The following is a 20211-nucleotide window of genomic DNA, read 5'->3' as shown; positions in this document are numbered from 1 at the left end:
CGCGCAACGCTTGTCAAGTGAAAAAAGCTCAGGTTCGGGTGAGTACTGTGCGACAGAGCGTCGCGTTCGACGTTGTAGCAGCCGCGCTCCGATAGTGCGCTTTCGTGCGTCGATGCAAGCGTGACAGCGCGTAGGGCGCGCCGGAAATAGCGAAGGCCGCGACGGCATGTCTGCCGTTCGCGGCCTTTGATGTCATGCGGCCTGCAGCGCGCGCCCGTGCGGGCGCGAGGCGGTCAGATCGTGAAAGAGCCGGACGTCTGCCCTGTCGACTCCTGCAAGCCCTTGAGCCACTTGCGCGCGGGCAGCGCGAGCGTGTCTTCGATCAGCTTTGCACGCTTTTGCAGCGTGACGAACGGGACGTCGATGGCCGGACCCGAGAACGCGATCGCGACGCGATTGCCGTCGTGCACCTCCGGCAACGCGAACACGCGGCCGTCGAACGCTTCGTTCAGGCGCTTCATGTTGCGCACGAAGCTCGGATGGTCACCGAACAGGTTGATCGTGACCACGCCCGCATCGGTCAGGCACGCACGCACCGCGCGGTAGAACGCGACGCTGTCGAGCACCGGGCCGCGTGCCGTCGCGTCATAGACGTCGATCTGCAACGCACCGATCGTGCCGTGATTCGCGCGATCGTTGACGAAGTCCCAGGCGTCCGTTTCGTGCACGGTGAGGCGCGCGTCGTCATGCGGCAGTTCGAACATCGTGCGGGCTGCCACCACCACGGCCGGGTTGAGCTCCACGGCTTCGACTTTCGCGCGCTTCAGGAAGCGGTGCGCGAACTTCGTCAACGCCGCAGCGCCGAGGCCCAGCTGGACGACGCGCTTCGGCGTTTCGAGGAACAGCAGCCAGGCCATCATCTGCTGTGCGTATTCGAGTTCGATGTGATGCGGCTTTTTCAGGCGCATCGCGCCCTGCACCCACTCGGTGCCGAAGTGCAGGTAACGCACGCCACCCTCTTCCGAGAACGTGACCGGCGCGAAACGCGGCTTCCTCGGCGCCTCGATGAGCGGTGCGTCGTCGAGATCATCGTCGCGGTTCCTGCCGGACGCGCGGTTTTTCGCGCGCGACATTGTCTGCTTCGATTCCACGGAATCAGCCTGTTTGTTGCGGAAAGCACGCGCCTCGGCCGAAGCACGTTTGATCAGTTTCGTCATGTAAGGATGTCGCGCCAGAGACGCAATTTTTAGTCGAACGAGAGCATAGCACTTGCCGGACACGAAGGGCCGCGCCGGGTCGGGCACGTGCCCGCGGTCATCGGGTTAGTAACGCGCTATGGCTTTGGCAGCGAATCCTTTCTGCCACGCCGGCGCGGCTTCGGCTCGACACCCACGCGCCAGTCGCGCGCAAGCACGAGCGACGTCATTCTTGCCACGACGTCTTCAAATGCAGGATCGGACTGCGGCACATACAGCCACTTTCCCAGCACCGGATGCGGCCGCAAGGCGGGCATTTCCTCGATCAGCACGACGTGCCGCTCCTGCGATGTGCATACGAGCAGGCCATTCCACGGCGCGTCGCGATCGGCTGCGACGAGGCACAACAGGCCGTCGATATAGGCGGCATCGGAGCCGAACATCCGTTTGCGAAGGTAGGTTGGGTCGCGCTCGAATGCTTCGAATATCCAGACGAGCGAGTTGCGGATGGTGGATGGCATCGTCGTGAGGGGTTCAGAAAGAACAACGTTACGCCAGAATCGTTCGCCAGAGCACCCGCTTTTGCTCAAACGAAAGCATCCGTGTCGACCTGTGATTGCCCGCGTGTTTGGGGACCGGAGTGAAACCCTGACCCGGCCAATCGGGTGACTTGCGCGAGCGCGGCCATCGGCGGATAATGCATCGCAATTGCAACGCATCGAGAGACGTCATGAAATCCGCCACCTTTCCGTCCATCCGGGTCGAGCAGGCGCTGCGCGACGCTGCCGAAAGCATCCTCGGCGAAGGAGAGACACTGTCGGGTTTCGTCGAGCAATCGATCCGCGAAGGCATCGAACGTCGTCGCAACCAGAGCGAATTCATTGCCCGTGGCATCGCATCGCGTGAAGCGGCCCGCGGCAGCGGTGACTATCTGTCGTCGTCCGAAGTATTGGAGAAGCTCGAGCGTCGGCTAGACGCCCTTCGCACGAAGCGCAAACCTCGATGACTTACGAGGTCCGGTTCACGCGTGCGGCTTCGGATGATCTGGAGCGTCTTTATGGCTTTATCGTCGATCGCGACGATGCCGACGTCGAACTCGCCGCCCGCGCGCTTGCAGCCATCGCTGCCGGCATCGCTACATTGGAATCGTCGCCGTTTACCTGTCGCAAAGCGCATGCGTCGATGCCGTTTCTGCGGGAATTGATCATTCCGTTCGGCGCGTCGGGATATGTCGCGCTGTTCGAGATCGAAGACGATCGTACCGTGACGATTCTTGCAGTGCGTCACCAGCGGGAAAGCGACTATCACTGAGCGTCGCTTCGCGTTCCAGCCATCCGCCGGCGTGCACCTCAGGAGCGAATCGATCGCCACACAACCAGTTTCTGCTCGAAAGACAACATCGCGTTCGCCGGGCTCGATGAAGGCAACACGAGCGTGTCGTAGCCCGCGGCAGCAATCACCGGCGCGAATCTTCCCGCTGTTTTACCGTTAAAGCAGACTTTCCTGAGCATCGGTGCGTGCTCGCGCAGCGACGCGAAATCGTTAGGCTGCGCGTTGCGGATCGCTGAATCGAGACTTCCTTCACGATGGCATGCATCGAGTACGTCCCAGATGCCGATGCGGTGCGTCAGCACGCGGGTCAGGCGTTCTTCGTAGGGAAGTTCGTGGAGCGAAGGTTCGTCGAGCACCGCGCCCAGTAACCGCCAGAACTGGTTGCGCGGATGCGCGTAGTACTGCGTCGCCGCAAGCGACGCCTCGCCCGGGAAACTGCCGAGCACCAGCGTGTGCGTATCGGCCGCGACGACCGGGGGAAAACCGCGCAGCATCAGCGGCTTCCTTCGCGGGGCGTGCGCGGCACGGCATGCATTCCGTGCGCCGAATGAGCCCGCGACGTCGTGTGATCGAGCGGACGTCCATGTTCACGCGGATGCGCGCGCGTCGGCGCTTCGTGGCCCGCTTCGCGCTGATCGTGCGCCCGCGTCTCTATTTGCGGTCGCTGGGCAAGATGCGCCCAGAGCGTGGGCAGCATGCATTCAGTGACCATCAGCGGCGCGCCGTGTCGCTCGAACACCGAGCGGCGCGCGACAAGCGCGTGCGGCGCGGCTCCTTCGATTTCGCGCGAAGCGAGCCGGTGCAAGGGATGTCGTGCGTTGAGCCGGCGGCTGACGAGCGCGGATCGCGCGACGCTGCTGTCGCTGTACAGCAACTCGGCGAGCGGCCGGTTGCGCAGACGCCGCATCGATTGCCACACACCGACGCTCGCCGCGAGCGGCGCAATGCTGTGCGCGGCGACGAACGGCGTGCCGTCGACGGAGAGCACGACTTCGCGCACCCACACCGGCGCGCGCGACGCGATGCACAGTGCGACATGTTCGTCGTCCCACGCGCGCGCAACGGCTTCGCGCGTCACGCGCACGGTGACCGCGCCAAGCGTCGCGAGATGGGCGGTCAGCGAACCGCCGCGGGTGAGCCAGTCTTTCTGGTCTGACGAGAAACCAGGCATGGGGGCAACGCGCCAGTGCGCGTCGGCGGCATCGAAACGGATAGACATGCGCCGCATTATAAGACGCGCCCCGCTTCGCTTTACGCGAGGCAACGCGTGGATGCCTGTTGAAGCCCGACGTCGAAGCCCTGCTGCCGCAAGGGCGACCATCCGCGGAAGACCGATTCGGAATTTGACGCAAACACGGCCTGCGACTCGGGAAGGCTGCCCGGCGCAACAGATTGACGTTTGACAGAACCCGGTCGAATCCGACCGGGTCTGTCTGAAAGCGTCCGACCTCGTGAGCAGACGGCGGATTACGACGTCGTGTCTTCACTTCATCGCACAAACGATTCTGAAAGCGCCTGAGCTCAACGGTATGCGCCGCTATCGATACTGTTTAGCGCGGTCCGCGTCGTGCGGAATCGCGTCATTTGAACCGGAACAGGTCCAAAAACAGGGAGAAGAGATTGACCGTCAACACAAAACACACGTCCGACCGTATCGCCCATCTCGCCGCCGTCGTGCTGGGAACGCGCAGCGCATCGCATGAAGAAAAGGAACTGGCCGGCTCGGCGCTTGCGCAGCACCACACGACAAAACAGTCGAGCGTCGCAATGGGGCGTCTCGCTGCAAAGGTGCTCGACGACAGGCACGCGAGTGAAGCGGCAAAGGAGCTCGCAGGCTCAGTGCTCGCGCAGGTTCGCCGGCTGACCTGAACGACCGAAGCGTCATCACGAAGTGCAAAAAAAAACGCTGCCATAAAGGCAGCGTTTTTCAACACACCATCATGCAAAAGGCGGGGCGCGATGCCCCCGCTTTCACACGTTGCGAGCCAGCAGCAACGCGTTGGTCCGCTTGACGAAGCTCGCCGGATCTTCCAGCGAACCGCCTTCGGCCAGCAACGCCTGATCGAACAGCAGATGGCACCAGTCGTCAAAGTTCGCGCTGTCGGTGTGCAGGTTCTTCACGAGCGCGTGCTCCGGGTTCACTTCCAGGATCGGATGCGAAGCCGGCGCGTGCTGTCCTGCCGCCTTCAACATGCGCTGCAGATAGCCGCTCATGTCGCCTTCGTCGGCCACGAGACACGATGGCGAATCAGTCAGACGGAACGTCAGGCGCACGTCCTTGGCCTTGTCCTTCAGCGCTTCCTTCATGCGCTCGACGAGCGGCTTCAGTTCTTCGCCGACCTTTTCCTGCGCCTCTTTTTCTTCGTCGTTCAGCGCGCCGAGGTCGAGATCGCCACGCGCAACGCTCGCGAGCGGCTTGCCATCGAATTCGTTCAGGAACGACAGCATCCATTCGTCGACGCGATCCGTCAGCAGCAGCACTTCGACGCCCTTCTTGCGGAACACTTCGAGGTGCGGGCTGTGCGTCGCGGCCTGGAACGTATCGGCGGTGACGTAGTAAATCTTCGACTGTTCCGGCTTCATGCGCGAAACGTAATCCGCCAGCGATACGGTCTGTTCCGACGAATCCGTATGCGTCGATGCAAAGCGGATCAGCTTCGCGACGCGTTCCTTGTTCGCGAAGTCTTCGCCGATGCCTTCCTTCAGCACCTGGCCGAATTCCGTCCAGAACGTCGTGTACTTTGCCTTGATGGCTTCGTCTTCCGAATTCGCCAGATCTTCCAGCATCGACAGCGAACGCTTCGTCACGCCTTCGCGGATCGCCTTCACGTCGCGGCTTTCCTGCAGGATTTCGCGCGATACGTTGAGCGGCAGATCCGCCGAATCGACCACGCCCTTCACGAAGCGCAGGTACTGCGGCAGCAGCTGTTCGGCGTCGTCCATGATGAAGACGCGCTTCACGTACAGCTTCAGGCCGCCGCGGTGATCGCGGTTCCACATGTCGAACGGCGCGTGCGCCGGCACGTACAGCAGCTGCGTGTATTCGCTGCGGCCTTCGACGCGGTTATGCGTCCACGTCAGCGGATCCTGATGGTCGTGCGACAGATGCTGGTAGAACTGCGTGTACTGTTCGTCGGTGATGTCGCTCTTCGAACGGGTCCACAGCGCGCTCGCCTGGTTGACGGTTTCGTCTTCGTCCTTCGCGATCATCTCGCTCTTTTCGGCGTCCCACTCTTCCTTTTGCATCAGGATCGGCAGTGCGACGTGATCCGAATACTTCTGGATAATCGACTTCAGCTTGTAGGTGGACAGCAGTTCGTCCTCGTCGGCGCGCAGATGCAGCGTGATCGTCGTGCCGCGTTGCGCGCGCTCGATCGAATCCACCGAGAAATCACCCTCGCCCGCGCTTTCCCAGCGCACGCCTTCGCTGGCCGGCAGACCGGCGCGACGCGTTTCGACCGTGATGCGGTCGGCGACAATAAAGCCCGAATAGAAACCCACGCCGAACTGGCCAATCAGCGCCGCATCTTTCTGCTGGTCGCCCGAAAGGCTGCCGAAGAATTCCTTCGTGCCCGAACGCGCGATCGTGCCGAGGTTCGAGACGGCTTCGTCGCGGCTCATGCCGATGCCGTTGTCGTCGATGCTGATGGTGCGCGCGGTCTTGTCATACGACACGCGGATGCGCAGGTTCGGATCGTTTTCGTACAGGCCGCTGTTTTCGATCGCTTCGAAGCGCAGCTTGTCGGCGGCATCCGATGCGTTCGAAATCAGTTCACGAAGAAAGATTTCCTTGTTGCTGTACAGCGAATGAATCATCAGATGCAGAAGCTGTTTCACTTCTGCCTGAAAGCTCATGGTTTCTTGTGCCATGGTCGGATGTCCTCTCTGTTGCGGGATGGTTCAAAACGGGCAAATTCCGCGCTTTTTTCGCACGCCCCGGCAGGGACGGCGCGACGTCGCGATGCGTCAGTTAAAAATGCGAATTGCCCGCGTAAATGGGGTCGCCCGCGCCCGTTTCAAGAGGCGCGGCGCGCGACACTGTCGAGATAACGGCACAGAAACACCGACAGCGCCGGATCCGTGCAGTTCGCGACGTTAAAGCGCATCCACGTGGTCGGCGACTGGTTCGGGGAGAAGAGGCTTCCTGGCGTCAGCAGGAAGCCGTCCTCGTGGCCGGCGGCGGCGAACACGTCAGCATCGACGCCCGTGTCGGCCCACAGAAACATGCCGGCGCCTGGCGCGAAGAATACTTTCATGCCCGCTTTTTCGAGCATGCGCACCGCCTTGTCGCGCACGCCGTCGAGGCGCGCACGCAGCCGCTCGACATGCCGCCGGTAATGGCCTTCGGTCAGAATCTTGTAGAGCACGCGTTCGTTCAGTTCAGGGGTCGTCATGCCGACCAGCATTTTCTGGTCGGTGATCGCGTTCGCCACTTCCGGCGCGCACGCGATGAAACCGACGCGCAGGTTCGCCGCCAGCGTCTTCGAAAAGCTGCCGAGATAGATCACGCGCTTCAACTGATCGAGGCTCGCGACGCGCGTCGCGGCGTAGCCGGCCGGGCACAGGTCGCCGTAGATATCGTCCTCGACAACAATGAAATCGTGTTCCTCGGCGAGCCGCAGGATGCGGAACGCCTGTGCGGCGGTAAGCGACGTGCCCGTCGGGTTCTGCAGCACGGAGTTGATGACGAGCATTTTCGGGTGCCACGTCCTGATCAGCTGCTCGAGCGCGTCGAGATCGGGGCCATCGGGCGTGTACGGCATGCCGACGAGCCGCGCGCCCTGCGAAGCAAAGCGCCCGAACATCTGGAACCACGCCGGATCGCCGACGATCACCGCATCGCCCGGCTGCACGTAAATGCGCGCGATCAGGTCGATGGCCTGCGTGATGCCGGACACCATCACGATCTGGTCCGGCGAAGCACCGATTTCCAGTTCTTCGAGCCGCGTCTGCAACTGCTGGCGCAGCGGCAGAAAACCCTGCGGCGTGCCGAAGCCGAGCATCTGCGCCCCGCTTTGCCGTCCGAGCGTGCGTAGCGCGCCGGTGATGAGGTCGCCATCCAGCCAGCGGCTCGGCAGATAGCCGAGGCCCGGTCCTTTCTCCGGTCGCGTCGACGAGTGCAGCATGTTGCGCAACAGCCAGACGACATCGATCGTGCTGGGCGCCGGCGCGGCCTCGGTGAGCGCACGCCGCTCGCCGGGCAGCTGGCTGACGGCGCGCTCACGTACGTAGAAACCCGAACCTCGCCGCGAATCGAGGTATCCCTGCGCGACAAGCCGTTCGTACGCCTCGACCACCGTGAAGCGCGACACGCCCTTTTCGAGCGCGAGCGTGCGGATCGACGGCATGCGCATGCCGGGGCGGAACACGCGCTCCTCGATGCGGCGGCGCGCCCATTGCACGAGCTGGTCGACGAGCGTCAGCGAAGACGCGTCGTGAGGCGCAGGGATCAGGTCGAGCGGGACGGACATAACAGGTCTCCAACTGTACAGAACAGTATCGAACCGATTGTACCGTTACTGTGCCGGTCGCAGGCGCTACATTGAGCATTCCGTTGAGCGACGCGGCGTGCACCCGCGTGCCCGGCATCTGGCTGATCCCGGGTATATCGCGCGTCGCACGGGCCGTCGTTCAGGCGAAGGGTTATGCTAACGGCCCGGGCCACATCGCCCTTTGCGTCGCGCTTGCGTCGTCCAGTCGCCCGTGCCGATGCGCCTGCCGCTCGCTGAAAACCGTCTTTTACCGTGTTGCCATGACCGCCCAGAAGCTGCATCTCGATCACCTCGTTGTCACCGCCCGCACACTCGACGAAGGCACGCAGTACGTTGCCGACGCGCTCGGTGTCACGCCAGCCGGCGGCGGCGCGCATCCGCTGATGCGCACGCACAACCGGCTTCTGAACCTGTGGGGCGGCGTCTATCTGGAAGTGCTCGCGATCGATCCGGAAGCACACGCCCAACTGGCGGAAACCGCTATTGCGCCGCGTCCGCGTCTCTTCGCACTCGATGCGCCCGAAACGCACGCGCGGCTCGCCGGCGGCCCGTACCTCTCGCACTGGGTCGCACGCGTCGAGCGCCCGAAGAACCTGCCGCGCTGGCGCGAGCAGTATCCGGAGCGGATTGCGCCCGTCGTGCCGATGTCGCGCGGCGACTTCGCGTGGAGTCTCACCGTACCCGACGACGGTGCGTTTCCCGCGTGGCTGGGTGCCGGCGACGGCATCGCGCCTTCGCTGATCCAGTGGGATACGGCGCTGCATCCATCCGCAGTGTTGCCGGAAGCGGAAGTCGCGCTGAAGTCGCTAAAGGGTTTTCACCCGCAACCCGATTTGATCCGTGAACAGCTCGAATGGCTCGGTGCGGCACATCTGATCGCGCTCGACACGTCGCTGGACAGCGCGCGCCTCGTCGCTGAATTCGAAACACCCGCCGGGCTTCGCTCGCTCAGGTAGCGTCTGTCACCGCCCACGAACCGAAGCCGGCCCCGACAACAAAACAGTAAAGAGAGACACCCGTAATGAAAGCGCGCGAATCCCAGGGCATGATGCTCGGCCTCATCGGCGTCATGATCTTCAGCCTGACACTGCCCATGACGCGCATCGTCGTGCAGGAGTTTCATCCCCTCCTGAACGGCCTCGGCCGTGCGCTCGCCGCCGCGGTGCCGGCGGCCGCGCTCCTCGCATGGCGCCGCGAGCGCTGGCCGAACTGGCCGCAGGTCAAGAGCCTCGCCGTAGTGTCGCTCGGCGTGATCATCGCGTTTCCGGTGTTTTCCGCATGGTCGATGAAGACGGTGCCCGCTTCCCACGGCGCGGTCGTCAACGGCCTGCAACCGCTGTGCGTCGCGCTGTATGCCGCGTGGCTCTCGCACGAACGGCCTTCGAAGGCGTTCTGGGCGAGCGCGCTCGCCGGCAGCGCGATCGTCGTCGCGTTCGCGCTGCAATCGGGCGGCGGCTCGCTGCAGGCGGGCGACCTGCTAATGCTCGTCGCGGTCGGCATCGGCGCACTCGGTTATGCGGAAGGCGCCCGCCTCGCGCGGCAGATCGGCGGCTGGCAGGTGATCTGCTGGGCGCTCGTGCTCTCGGCACCGTTTCTCGTGATTCCGGTCGGCTGGCTCGGCTGGGAACATCACGTGCAGCATCCCGAACCTGTTGCGCTGAAGACGTGGCTCGCGTTCGGCTATGTCACGCTCTTCTCGCAGTTCATCGGCTTTTTCGCGTGGTACGCGGGGCTCGCGATGGGCGGCACGGCGCGTGTGGGTCAGGTGCAACTACTACAGATCTTCTTCACGATGGCGTTTTCCGCGCTCTTTTTCGGCGAGCACGTTGCGGCGTCCACATGGCTTTTCGCGGCCGCTGTGATCGCCACCGTTGTGCTCGGCCGCAAGGCGGCTGTGCGCACCGTGCACGTGCCCGCGCGCGCAGCGTGACGAGACGCGCGATAATTACGGATTCGACCGACCCTTTCCGGCTTCCGCATCACACCAGCAATCGAGGAGACTATGGACCAAAGCGACCTTCAAGCCCCGACGTGGCAACTGTCCGAACGTGCACGCAAGCTCACCAGCTCGGCGATTCGCGAGATCCTGAAGGTCACTGAACGGCCCGAAGTCATTTCGTTCGCGGGCGGCCTGCCTTCGCCCGCGACCTTCCCGGCCGAGCGGATGCGCGAGGCGTCCGACCATATCCTGCGCAACGACCCCGCCGCCGCGCTTCAGTACAGTGCGACCGAGGGCTACATGCCGCTGCGCGAATGGATCGCCGCACGCTATTCCGTGAACGGCGCCGCGATCCGCGCCTCGCAGGTGCTGATCACGACCGGGTCGCAGCAGGCGCTCGACCTGCTCGGCAAGGTGCTGATCTGCAAGGACAGCCCCGTGCTCGTCGAAACGCCGACGTATCTCGGCGCGTTGCAGTCGTTCTCGATGTACGAGCCGCACTACGTGCAGGTGCCGACTGATGAGAACGGTTTGATCCCCGAGGCGCTCACGCCCGAACTGACGGCGGGTGCGCGCCTCCTGTACGCGCAGCCGAATTTCCAGAATCCGACGGGCCGCCGTCTGCCGGTCGAGCGCCGCCGTGCGCTCGCCGCGTTCGCGAAAACGGCGCCCTTCCCCGTCATCGAAGACGATCCCTATGGCGCGCTCGATTACGCAGGCGAGCCGCTGCCGACGATGCTCTCGATGTCGCCCGATCACATCGTTCACCTGGGCTCGTTCTCGAAAGTGCTCGCGCCGGGTCTGCGGATCGGCTACATCATTGCGCCCGAGGAACTGCACTTCAAGCTGGTGCAGGCCAAACAGGCCACCGATCTGCATACGCCGAGCTTCACGCAGCGCATCGTGCATGAGGTCGTGAAAGATGGCTTTCTCGATACGCACGTACCGACGATCCGCGCGCTCTATCGCGACCAGTGCGCCGCAATGCTGGCTTCGCTCGAACGCTACATGCCCGAAGGCGTGAGCTGGAACCGGCCGGAAGGCGGCATGTTCGTGTGGGTCACGCTGCCAGCGCATTTGAACAGCATGAAGCTGCTCGAAGAAGCGGTCGCGCAGAATGTCGCGTACGTGCCGGGCGGCCCGTTCTTCGCGAACGAAGCGCAACACCACACGCTGCGTCTTTCGTTCGTGACCGTGCCGCCGGCAAAGATCGACGAAGGCGTCGCGAAACTCGCGGCACTGATCCGCGCGCGGATCTGATTGCAGATCCGCTTTCCCGATTTCATCCAGAGATAAAGGACACGTCATGGCTCAAGCAAATGTGTATGACCGGCTGAAGGAACTCGGCATCGAACTGCCGAACGCAGGTGCGCCCGCCGCCGCTTACGTCATGAGCGCGCAGAGCGGCAACACGGTGTATCTGTCCGGCCACATTGCAAAGAAGGACGGCAAGCCGTGGGTCGGCAAGCTCGGTGAAACGCTTTCGACCGAAGAAGGCAAGGTCGCCGCGCGTTCGATCGCGATCGATCTGCTCGCCACGCTGCATACGCACGTCGGCGACCTGAACCGCGTGACGCGCATCGTCAAGCTGATGAGCCTCGTCAATTCGACACCCACGTTCACCGAACAGCATCTCGTGACGAACGGCGCATCGGAACTCGTCGCCGATGTATTTGGTGAGCGCGGCAAGCACGCACGTTCGGCTTTTGGCGTGGCGCAGATTCCGCTGGGCGCGTGCGTCGAAATCGAAATGATCGCCGAAGTACAGTAAAACGTTTTTGCGTTCCGGCTTCAACCCTGTTGAACCCACGCCGAACGCCAGCGGCGCCGCGCGACTGTGACTCAGCGCGTGGCGCCGCCAGCCAGCATGTTCCATGCGGTATTTGTCATATGCGGGAAACATGTCGATGTTTTTCATGTCGCGTGTCAAGAGCAGCAGAAAAGACGAATAACGCGATTCAGGCGCCGATCTTAAAAATATGAAGAATCGCGCTTGTTCAATTCCAGCATTGGAAACGGGCGAAACGTATGCTTAGTCGCTTCAAGCAGGTCGATGTGTTTACCCTTGCTCCGTTCAAGGGCAATCCGCTGGCGGTGATCCTCGAAGGCGACGGCCTGACCTCCGACCAGATGCACGCCATCGCGCGCTGGACGAATCTGTCCGAGACCACTTTCCTGCTGAAACCGACCGACCCGGCCGCCGACTACCGCGTGCGTATCTTCACCCCCGGCGGCGAGCTTCCGTTCGCGGGTCATCCGACGCTCGGCACCGCACATGCGCTGCTTGAAAGCGGCTACACGCCGAAACAGCCAGGCCGGCTTGTGCAGCAATGTGGCGTTGGCCTCGTTGAACTCGCCCAGCAGGATGCGCAGGTCTGGGCCTTCGCCGCGCCACCCGCCCGCGTCACGCCGCTTCCCGAAACGCAGTACGCCGCGCTGCAGGCGGCCCTGAAAACCGATGCGATCGACTTCAACGCGCCGCCGTGTGCGATCAACAACGGCGCGGCGTGGCTCGTGGTGCGCCTGCATTCCGCTGAGGCATGCCTTGCGCTGACGCCCGATTCGCCGCTGCTCGCCGACGTCGTCCATGCCGCCGATACGCATGGCATCGCCGCCTATGCGCCGCATGCGCCGGGCGGCCCCGCTACGTTCGAAGTCCGCTGCCTGATGGCGGGCGGCGCATTCGGCTTCGGCGAAGACCCGGTGACGGGCAGCGCGAACGCCGCGCTGGCTGGTTTGCTGACGCAGCAGAATCGCCGTCCGGGTAACGCCTATACCGCACGCCAGGGCACCGCGATGGGCCGCGACGGCCGCATCGTCGTAACCTACGATGATGTTGCCGGCAAGACGTGGATCGGCGGCTCATCGGTGACGGTTGTAGACGGAACGTTCCGGTTGCCGTGAGCGGTGAGCCGCGAGCGCACGCATTCCACCGTTGTCCACAAAATGCCTTACGTGGGCAACCTGACGATGATATCGATGCGGGTGCAATGCATCGCATCGATGCTGACCTGATGCATTCTGGATAAACCCGCGGCGTCGATATACGTCCCCCTGACGCAGCGGACGTCGTCGCATACCAGGTTTCGACGGAACCCTTCAAAGGCGGGTGGCCCGCGAACACGGCGACAAGGCTGGCAAGCCGCGTCAGGTCTGCGTGTCGCGTGCCTGGCCGGGCGAGCGTATACCCGATGCGCGGATGCTTCCTTAATCTTTTGGCATTCAGTAATATCGAAAGGTCCCGGTGACCAACGGACTTCGGCACAGCGCCGCGCCTTCCTACCCGCGCACCTGGTACCCGTTCATCATGCAGCCAACCTCGAACTTCGCGCAGTCGACATACCCGGAGCCGCTGCAGCGAGGCACACGCCCCTGGTCAGCACGATGACCCATTTCCGCTCCTTTGCGACACGCGACGGAAGACTCCGCAATCCCACGGTGTCGCGCCGCCGTGCGCTTCTGGCTATTCCCGCGCTGGGCGTGCTTGTATTGATCCTGTTGTGGACCGTCATCTTCGCGCGCCTGTCCGTCGAGAAGGAGACCACGTATCGGGAAGCGATGGCATCGTCGGCGATCCTGTCGGCAGCGCTCGAGCAACACACGGTCAAGGCCATTCACCAGGTCGACCAGATTACGCGCTTCGTCAAATACGAATTCGAGAAGACGCCGAATCACTTCGACCTGTCGAGCACGGTTGAAAAAGGCGTCGTGCAGAGCGAAACGCTCGTGCAGGTTTCGCTGATCGACGAACACGGCAAGCTGATCGCGAACACCGCCGATCCCAATCCGAAACGTATCGATCTCTCGGACCGTGAGCACTTCAAGGCGCACGAACACGAGAACGACGACGCGCTCTTCATCAGCAAGCCGGTGCTTGGACGTCTGTCCGGACACTGGACGTTGCAGATGACGCGCCGCCTGAATCATCCGGACGGCTCGTTCGCGGGTGTCGTGGTGGTGTCGGAGGATCCGAGCTACTTCACGACCGACTTCTACAACAACGCGGCGATCGGCCGCGACGGTGTGATCGCCGTGATCTCCGATTCGGGCACCGTGCTCGCGCGCCGTACCGGCAGCGCCGAGCATGCGGCTGGCACGTTCTCGGCGAGTGGGACGTACCCGACGTCGGAACATGTATCGGGCACCTACGTCGATCCGATCGACAACGTGACGCGCATCGTGTCGTACCGTCATATCGACGGCTATCCGCTCGGCGTGCTGGTCGGCCTCTCGCAGGCGGAAGAATTCGCCGACTACAACCACACGCGCAACGTGTACCTGATGATGGCGGGCTTTATCTCGCTCGCGATGCTGAGCTTCTTCGCCGTTGCCACTGGGTTGATCGGCAAGCTGCTCGGACGCGAACGCGAGATGACGCATCTCGTCGAATACGATCTGCTGACCGGCCTGCGCAACCGCTACGCCACGCTGCAAAGCCTTCGACACGACGTTGCGTTGCCGGTGAACGTCGGCCGCCTCGCGATCCTCTTCATCGACCTCGACAACTTCAAGACCGTCAACGACACGCTCGGCCACAACGCCGGCGACATCGTGCTGCAGATGACCGCATCGCGGCTCGCCGATGCGGTCGGCGATCTGGGCGCGTTGAGCCGCATCGGCGGCGACGAATTTGTCGTGATCGTCAAAGGCGAGAACGTCGAAAAGCGCGCCGTCGATCTCGCCGAAGCAACGGCCGACGTGTTCGCCAAGCCGTTCGAAGTGCGTGGCAGCGCGTTCGTGCTGCACGCGAGCGTGGGCATCGCGCTGTACTCGGTCGCCAACGAAAGCGAAATCGACCTGCTGAAAAAAGCCGATCTCGCAATGTACAGCGCGAAGGATGCCGGCAAGAACTGCTACCAGTTCTACTCGCCGCAGCTCTCGCACCGCGCGGACCATCTGATGAAGTGGGAGCAGCAGCTGCGCGTCGCGCTGAACGAAGGGCAACTGTTCCTTGCCTATCAACCGAAGGTCGATCTCACGCGCCGCTGCATCACCGGTTTCGAGGCGCTGGTGCGCTGGAACCATCCGCAGCACGGCCTGATTCCGGCCAACGAGTTCATTCCCGTCGCGGAATCGACCGGGCTGATCGTCCCGATCGGCGACTTCGTGATCGAAACCGCCTGCCGGCAACTGGCGATGTGGCAGCAACAGGGCTACGACCCGCTTTCGCTCGCGGTCAACATTTCCGCCGTGCAGTTCTGGCGCGGCGACCTGTACCAGACGATCTCGCGCGCCATCGAGGAAACCGGCATTTCCGCGCGCCGCCTTGAACTGGAAATCACCGAGACGGCGATGATGGAATATCCCGATCTCGTCTCCGAGAAAATCTTCGCGCTCAAGCGCCTGGGGGTGCGCATTGCGCTCGACGACTTCGGCACGGGCTATTCGTCGCTGTCGTATCTGAACCGTTTTTCGGTCGATACACTGAAGGTGGACCGCTCGTTCGTGCAGGCCATCCCCGGCGACCGCAGCGTGTGCGTGATGGTGACGGCGATCGTCAATCTGGCGCGCTCGCTGGGGCTGACGGTGGTCGTGGAAGGCACGGAGACGGAAGAACAGATCGCGTGGCTCGCGGCGCTCGGCCACATCGAGGCGCAGGGCTTCCTGTTTTCGCGACCGGTGCCGTCGGACGGAATACCGGCGCTGCTCGACCGGTTTGGCGTCTGTGGCATGCCGGACCGCCGCGTAACCCAGGAACCCGATCTCGACAGTATGGGCTTTGCACCGAGCACCAGTGGACAGTCTGCGTGACTGAAGCGACGGCGCGCTGCCGCGACGCAACGTCCGCGCAGCAGGCGGTCCCGACGCTGGCCATGCCACCGGTCAGGCGCACGGCGAGGGCCGCTCACCCTGAACCAGAACGAAACCCGACGATACGCGCGCCCGGCACGACCGGCGCGGATTTGCCATGCAGATGACGACAACGAGGGACGCCGCCCGGCGAGGCGAGCGCGAACCGCTGTGGACGCTCTTCAGGGTGGTCTTCGGACTATCCACACTGTCATGGGGCGGCCTCGCGCTGATGGCGCAGCTGGAGCATCACTACGTCGAACGCGAAGAACGTCTCTCGCGACTCGCCTTCTCCGACCTGATCGCGCTCGCGTGGATGGTGCCGGGGCCCGTCGGCTGCAACGTCGCCGTGCAGCTCGGGCATACACTGCGCGGACGCGCAGGCGCGTGGATCGCCGGCATCGCGAGCGTGCTGCCCTTCTTCCTGTTGATGACGCTCTTCGCGATCTTCTATCGCACGCCGATCGTCCGGGCGGCCGCCTCGGAAATCCTCATCACCCACTTCAGCGTCGTGCTGGCGACGCTCATCGGCGTGACCTGGTACAAGCAGACGCGCGCGCTCGTGCGTGGCCATGTGGAGTGGATCGCGGCCGTCCTGTCGTGCGTTGCGCTGGTTTATGCGCATAGCCCTGCCGCCTACGTGCTGCTGCTGGGCGGAGCGTTCGCGGCAGGCTGGCTGAAGAGCCGCGCGCACGCAATGCCACTCAAGGTTTCGCTCGATGCGGGCGAGGGTCAACTGCTGCTTGCGCTGGCCGCACTCGTCGTGCTGTTTGCGCTTCCGCTGCCGCCGCGGTACGAGCCGGTGCTGCTGTGGCCGCGTCTTGCGGGCGCTGGGATGACGTTGTTCGGGGGGGGATTTTCGGCGTTGCCCGTATTGAAGACGCTCTTCGTCACACCGCCCATCGGCGTGTCGAATAACGACTACACGCTGGCGTTTTCGCTCTCGCCGTTGTCGCCAGGGCCGCTCCTGAACGTGGTGCCGTTCCTCGGCTATCTGATCGACGGATGGACGGGCGCGCTGATCGCAACGTTTGCGCTCTTTGTGCCGTCGGGGTGTCTGGTCGTGCTCGCGCAGCGCCATCTTCATCAACTCAAGGCGCATCCGCGCTTCGAAGAGGGCATGCGCGTGCTACGCGCGGTGACGACCGCGTTTCTCGCCGTGGCCGTCTTCAGGATCGTGCAGCGCGTGCCGCTGCAACCCTCGTATGGCGCGACTGCGCTGTTTTCGTTGATGTGCTTCGTGCGGCTGAAAATGCCGGTGTACGCGGTGTACGGTACGGTGGCGATCGTCTGCGGGGTGTGGGTGCTATACGTACACGGCGTGTGAGCCTGCGCTCAGAACCCGCGCGACATCACGGCGACGCCGATCGTCACGACGCCCAGCACCATGTTGATCACCACCAGACGCCGCACGGTACCGACGGCGCGCGCACCGTCCGGCCAGTTCTGCGCCTGGACTGCGCGACGGATACGCGGGAACACGGCGAAACGGATATGCCCGAAGAGCAGCATCATCACGATGCCAAGACCCGCCATGGCGTGAAGCGTCCACGATGCGTGACCGCCGCCGAACTGCATCAGCAGAAAACCGCCCGAGATCAGGATGACAAGCACTGCGGCGCCGACCCAGTTGAAGAAGCGCCCGAAGACGGACTCCCACAACGGCAGACGCAGCTGTGGCGAGAGATCGGCAAGCGCCGGCCGCAGACAGAAATGCGCGAACACCATGCCGCCCACCCACACGGCCACGCCGAGCAGATGCAGAAAGAGCGCGAGTTCGATGGCTTTGTTCATGATTGTTTTCCCTGTGCGGTGTGGAACTGTCGCGCTTCATTTGAAGCTGCCATTGAGCGCATTCGACCACAGCTCAACAGCGCAGTTCATCTTTATGTTTTATTTTGACGTTTGCGCGCGACGGTTTTGTCGTCGGGCGTCGTGCTTCGCTTTGTTTTGATTCTTTTGCTGCGATTCGTTTTGCTGCGCATCAGCCACGGGTCGGCCCGGCGATTTTCGCCAGATTCAAACGCCGGCCTGCTCCCGCATGCGACGGGCGAAGGGCGAACGGCGAAGAGCCATGGCGGAGGCTCTTCGCCGCTTGCTGCGTGTCCGGATGGCTGTGACGTTATTGAAAACGCCTAGCCCGCGAGTGCCGGCCTCAGCGCCTGCACCTTCAGCTTCGTGTCTGGCGCACGACCCTTGCGCGCCCGTTTGCCCACGTGCGGCGCGAGCGCTGCGCCCACCAGCGTTTCTTCCTGCTGCTTGCCACCGCGACCCGTGCCTTGCAAAACGACGCCTGCCTTGCCGATCGCGAGAGCCTGCGCGAGCGCTTCCTTGTCGTCGAGCGCCATCAGCGTGACGCCGCGTCCGCCGCCTGAGAGCGTCTTCATCTCGTCCATGCCGAACACCAGCAAACGACCCGCGCCCGACAGACACGCCACCTGCGTCGCGTCCGGCAGCATCGGCATCGGCGCGAGCGGTGTCGCGCCTTCGTCGATCGTCATGAACGACTTGCCGGCCTTCACGCGGCTCACCATGTCGCCCACCTTCGCGATGAAGCCGAAGCCGTTGCTCGACGCAAGCAGCAACGCCTGATCGGCCGAAGCCGCGTAGTAGTGCATCAGATGCGTGCCCGATTCGAGCTCGATCAGCGACGTGACCGGCACGCCGTCACCGCGCCCGCCCGGCAATATCGCCACGGCGACGGAATAGACGCGTCCCTTGCTGCCCCATGCAATGAGGATGTCCGGCGTGCGGCACTGGAACGCCGCGTACAGACCGTCGCCGGCCTTGAACGTGAAGCCGGCCGGGTCGAGTGCGTGGCCCTTCAGCGCCCGCACCCAGCCCTTCTGCGACACCACGACGGTGACCGGTTCATCGACGACACGCGCCTCGAACGTCGCGCGTTTTTCCTGCTGGATCAGCGTGCGGCGGTCGTCACCGTACTGCTTCGCGTCACCTTCGATTTCCTTGATGAGCAGACGCTTCATCGCCGATTCGCTGCCGAGCAGTTCCTCGAGCTTCGCCTTCTCGTCGCGCAATTCGGACAGTTCCTTCTCGATCTTGATCTTCTCAAGTCGCGCCAGTTGACGCAGACGAATCTCAAGAATGTCTTCAGCCTGACGATCCGACAGACCAAACGCCGAGATCAGCGCGGACTTTGGTTCGTCTGATTCGCGAATGATCCGGATGACTTCATCGATATTCAGGAAGACGATCATCCGCCCTTCGAGGATATGGATCCGGTCGTCGACCTTCATCAAACGATGTTGCGTGCGGCGCGTGACCGTCGCAAAACGGAAGCCGATCCATTCGCCGAGGATTTCGTTAATGCCCTTCTGACGCGGCCGGCCGTCCGAGCCGACCATCACCAGATTCAGCGACGCGTTCGATTCCAGGCTCGTATGCGCGAGCAGCGTGTTGACGAATTCGGTCTGGTCGATACGGCTCGACTTCGGCTCGAACACGAGACGCACCGGCGCGTCCTTGCCCGACTCGTCGCGCACGGCGTCGAGGAGCGCCAGCATCGTCTGCTTTGTTTGCAGCTGTTCGGGCGTGAGCGTCTTCTTGCCGAGCTTGATCTTCGGGTTGGTCTGCTCTTCGATTTCTTCGAGCACCTTCTGGCCCGACGTGTTCGGCGGCAATTCGGTGAACACGACCTGCCACTGGCCGCGCGCCATCTCTTCGATTTTCCAGCGCGCGCGCACCTTCAGGCTGCCGCGTCCGGTTTCGTACGCAGCGGCAATTTCCGCCTCGCTAGAGATGATCTGGCCGCCGCCCGGGAAATCTGGGCCCGGCACGAGCTGCATCAGTTCGGCGTGCGAAAGCCTCGGATTGCGGATCAGCGCGACGGCTGCGGCCGCGACTTCGCGCAGGTTGTGCGACGGGATTTCGGTTGCGAGCCCGACTGCGATACCCGACGCGCCGTTCAGCAGCACGAACGGCAGGCGTGCCGGCAACAGCCTCGGCTCTTCGAACGAGCCGTCGTAGTTCGGCATGAAATCGACCGTGCCCTGGTTGATTTCATCGAGCAGCAGTTTCGCGATCGGCGTGAGACGCGCCTCGGTGTAACGCATGGCCGCCGCGCCGTCGCCGTCGCGCGAACCGAAGTTGCCCTGGCCGTCGATCAACGGGTAGCGCATCGAAAAGTCCTGCGCAAGCCGCACGAGTGCGTCGTACGCCGACTGGTCGCCGTGCGGGTGATACTTGCCCAGCACGTCGCCGACGACGCGCGCCGACTTCACCGGCTTCGCGTTATCGGCGAGGCCCATCTCGTTCATCGCGAACAGGATGCGGCGCTGGACAGGCTTCTGGCCGTCGCACACATCGGGCAGCGCGCGGCCCTTCACCACGCTCACCGCGTAGTCGAGATACGCGCGTTCCGCGTAGTTGCCGAGCGTCAGGAATTCGCCGGCCGGTACCGCTTCGGTGAAAAGATCGGGAGTGTTATCGTCCATCTGGATGTCGTGTCCGTATTTTTACGTGAGGGCATGCGCTCGCGGGATGCCGGGATACGTCAGCGCGC

General features: G+C 63.4%; 18 protein-coding genes. 10 read left to right on the top strand and 8 right to left on the bottom strand.

Translation table 11 applies throughout. The features are described 5' to 3' along the window. Positions 1 to 233: 233 nt before the first annotated feature. Entirely contained in the window at positions 234 to 1157 is a 924-nt protein-coding gene (locus tag LPA36_RS03585; RefSeq protein ID WP_228874758.1) for a class I SAM-dependent methyltransferase, read from the bottom strand. A 116-nt stretch (positions 1158 to 1273) separates the two neighbouring features. Beyond that, complete coding sequence (locus tag LPA36_RS03580; protein ID WP_228874757.1) at positions 1274 to 1657, bottom strand: hypothetical protein; 384 nt, start codon at positions 1655 to 1657, stop codon at positions 1274 to 1276. A gap of 209 nt (positions 1658 to 1866) precedes the next feature. Here LPA36_RS03580 and LPA36_RS03575 point away from each other — a divergent pair, with 209 nt between their 5' ends. Together LPA36_RS03575 and LPA36_RS03570 are read left to right on the top strand one after the other, a co-directional pair. Further along, a complete protein-coding gene (locus LPA36_RS03575; protein WP_228874756.1) occupies positions 1867 to 2142 on the top strand; it encodes a YlcI/YnfO family protein in 276 nt (91 codons plus the stop codon). After that, positions 2139 to 2447 carry a type II toxin-antitoxin system RelE/ParE family toxin gene (locus tag LPA36_RS03570; RefSeq protein WP_228874755.1) on the top strand — a complete coding sequence of 103 codons (309 nt, stop codon included), beginning with the start codon at positions 2139 to 2141 and terminating at the stop codon, positions 2445 to 2447. Before LPA36_RS03575 ends, LPA36_RS03570 begins: the two co-directional genes overlap by 4 nt. A gap of 38 nt (positions 2448 to 2485) precedes the next feature. On the opposite strand, the gene LPA36_RS03565 is transcribed toward LPA36_RS03570, so the two are convergent. Together LPA36_RS03565 and LPA36_RS03560 are read right to left on the bottom strand one after the other, a co-directional pair. Continuing rightward, the gene (locus LPA36_RS03565) at positions 2486 to 2962 is read right to left on the bottom strand and encodes a DNA-deoxyinosine glycosylase (RefSeq protein WP_228874754.1); all 477 of its coding nucleotides are present in this window, start codon (positions 2960 to 2962) and stop codon (positions 2486 to 2488) included. After that, positions 2962 to 3687, bottom strand: a complete 726-nt coding sequence (locus LPA36_RS03560; protein WP_228874753.1) for a chorismate--pyruvate lyase family protein — start codon at positions 3685 to 3687, stop codon at positions 2962 to 2964. Before LPA36_RS03560 ends, LPA36_RS03565 begins: the two co-directional genes overlap by 1 nt. 401 nt (positions 3688 to 4088) lie before the next feature. Between LPA36_RS03560 and LPA36_RS03555 the strand changes: the two genes are divergently transcribed. Next, complete coding sequence (locus LPA36_RS03555) at positions 4089 to 4337, top strand: hypothetical protein (protein WP_228874752.1); 249 nt, start codon at positions 4089 to 4091, stop codon at positions 4335 to 4337. Between the two features lie 102 nt (positions 4338 to 4439). Here the strand turns inward: LPA36_RS03555 and htpG are convergent, their stop codons facing one another. Together htpG and LPA36_RS03545 are read right to left on the bottom strand one after the other, a co-directional pair. After that, positions 4440 to 6338 (bottom strand): molecular chaperone HtpG, encoded by a 1899-nt coding sequence (gene htpG / locus LPA36_RS03550; RefSeq protein ID WP_228874751.1) that lies wholly within the window; start codon positions 6336 to 6338, stop codon positions 4440 to 4442. Positions 6339 to 6484: 146 nt separating this feature from the next. Continuing rightward, entirely contained in the window at positions 6485 to 7939 is a 1455-nt protein-coding gene (locus tag LPA36_RS03545; protein WP_228874750.1) for an aminotransferase-like domain-containing protein, read from the bottom strand. Between the two features lie 281 nt (positions 7940 to 8220). Between LPA36_RS03545 and LPA36_RS03540 the strand changes: the two genes are divergently transcribed. From LPA36_RS03540 to LPA36_RS03510, 7 genes are all read left to right on the top strand, one after another. Next, entirely contained in the window at positions 8221 to 8916 is a 696-nt protein-coding gene (locus tag LPA36_RS03540; protein ID WP_228874749.1) for a VOC family protein, read from the top strand. 65 nt (positions 8917 to 8981) lie between these two features. Then, on the top strand, positions 8982 to 9890 hold the full coding sequence (locus LPA36_RS03535) for a DMT family transporter (protein WP_228874748.1): 909 nt from the start codon (positions 8982 to 8984) through the stop codon (positions 9888 to 9890). Between the two features lie 72 nt (positions 9891 to 9962). Further along, on the top strand, positions 9963 to 11159 hold the full coding sequence (locus LPA36_RS03530) for an aminotransferase-like domain-containing protein (protein WP_228874747.1): 1197 nt from the start codon (positions 9963 to 9965) through the stop codon (positions 11157 to 11159). Between the two features lie 46 nt (positions 11160 to 11205). Continuing rightward, positions 11206 to 11670, top strand: coding sequence for a RidA family protein (locus LPA36_RS03525; protein WP_228874746.1), 465 nt, complete (start codon positions 11206 to 11208; stop codon positions 11668 to 11670). Between the two features lie 257 nt (positions 11671 to 11927). Further along, entirely contained in the window at positions 11928 to 12803 is an 876-nt protein-coding gene (locus tag LPA36_RS03520; protein ID WP_228874745.1) for a PhzF family phenazine biosynthesis protein, read from the top strand. A gap of 480 nt (positions 12804 to 13283) precedes the next feature. Continuing rightward, entirely contained in the window at positions 13284 to 15650 is a 2367-nt protein-coding gene (locus LPA36_RS03515; protein WP_228874744.1) for a bifunctional diguanylate cyclase/phosphodiesterase, read from the top strand. 157 nt (positions 15651 to 15807) lie between these two features. Then, positions 15808 to 17016, top strand: coding sequence for a chromate transporter (locus tag LPA36_RS03510; RefSeq protein WP_228874743.1), 1209 nt, complete (start codon positions 15808 to 15810; stop codon positions 17014 to 17016). Positions 17017 to 17024: 8 nt separating this feature from the next. On the opposite strand, the gene LPA36_RS03505 is transcribed toward LPA36_RS03510, so the two are convergent. Both LPA36_RS03505 and parC read right to left on the bottom strand, forming a co-directional pair. After that, a complete protein-coding gene (locus LPA36_RS03505) occupies positions 17025 to 17483 on the bottom strand; it encodes a CopD family protein (RefSeq protein ID WP_228874742.1) in 459 nt (152 codons plus the stop codon). Positions 17484 to 17824: 341 nt separating this feature from the next. Beyond that, positions 17825 to 20143, bottom strand: coding sequence for a DNA topoisomerase IV subunit A (gene parC / locus LPA36_RS03500; protein WP_228874741.1), 2319 nt, complete (start codon positions 20141 to 20143; stop codon positions 17825 to 17827). Between the last annotated feature and the right edge of the window lie 68 nt (positions 20144 to 20211).

It is taken from the genome of Paraburkholderia saeva, from assembly GCF_907164555.1.
GTDB lineage: Bacteria > Pseudomonadota > Gammaproteobacteria > Burkholderiales > Burkholderiaceae > Paraburkholderia > Paraburkholderia saeva.
The sequence above is the reverse complement of the archived record's forward strand: the minus strand, read 5'-3'. Positions and strand labels throughout refer to the sequence as shown.

Coding starts and splice junctions, on each gene's coding strand:
- LPA36_RS03585 (WP_228874758.1), bottom strand. CDS start 1,157: ATGACGAAACTGATCAAACGTGCTTCGGCCGAGGCGCGTGCTTTCCGC.
- LPA36_RS03580 (WP_228874757.1), bottom strand. CDS start 1,657: ATGCCATCCACCATCCGCAACTCGCTCGTCTGGATATTCGAAGCATTC.
- LPA36_RS03575 (WP_228874756.1), top strand. CDS start 1,867: ATGAAATCCGCCACCTTTCCGTCCATCCGGGTCGAGCAGGCGCTGCGC.
- LPA36_RS03570 (WP_228874755.1), top strand. CDS start 2,139: ATGACTTACGAGGTCCGGTTCACGCGTGCGGCTTCGGATGATCTGGAG.
- LPA36_RS03565 (WP_228874754.1), bottom strand. CDS start 2,962: ATGCTGCGCGGTTTTCCCCCGGTCGTCGCGGCCGATACGCACACGCTG.
- LPA36_RS03560 (WP_228874753.1), bottom strand. CDS start 3,687: ATGTCTATCCGTTTCGATGCCGCCGACGCGCACTGGCGCGTTGCCCCC.
- htpG (WP_228874751.1), bottom strand. CDS start 6,338: ATGGCACAAGAAACCATGAGCTTTCAGGCAGAAGTGAAACAGCTTCTG.
- LPA36_RS03545 (WP_228874750.1), bottom strand. CDS start 7,939: ATGTCCGTCCCGCTCGACCTGATCCCTGCGCCTCACGACGCGTCTTCG.
- LPA36_RS03540 (WP_228874749.1), top strand. CDS start 8,221: ATGACCGCCCAGAAGCTGCATCTCGATCACCTCGTTGTCACCGCCCGC.
- LPA36_RS03535 (WP_228874748.1), top strand. CDS start 8,982: ATGAAAGCGCGCGAATCCCAGGGCATGATGCTCGGCCTCATCGGCGTC.
- LPA36_RS03530 (WP_228874747.1), top strand. CDS start 9,963: ATGGACCAAAGCGACCTTCAAGCCCCGACGTGGCAACTGTCCGAACGT.
- LPA36_RS03525 (WP_228874746.1), top strand. CDS start 11,206: ATGGCTCAAGCAAATGTGTATGACCGGCTGAAGGAACTCGGCATCGAA.
- LPA36_RS03520 (WP_228874745.1), top strand. CDS start 11,928: ATGCTTAGTCGCTTCAAGCAGGTCGATGTGTTTACCCTTGCTCCGTTC.
- LPA36_RS03515 (WP_228874744.1), top strand. CDS start 13,284: ATGACCCATTTCCGCTCCTTTGCGACACGCGACGGAAGACTCCGCAAT.
- LPA36_RS03510 (WP_228874743.1), top strand. CDS start 15,808: ATGCAGATGACGACAACGAGGGACGCCGCCCGGCGAGGCGAGCGCGAA.
- LPA36_RS03505 (WP_228874742.1), bottom strand. CDS start 17,483: ATGAACAAAGCCATCGAACTCGCGCTCTTTCTGCATCTGCTCGGCGTG.
- parC (WP_228874741.1), bottom strand. CDS start 20,143: ATGGACGATAACACTCCCGATCTTTTCACCGAAGCGGTACCGGCCGGC.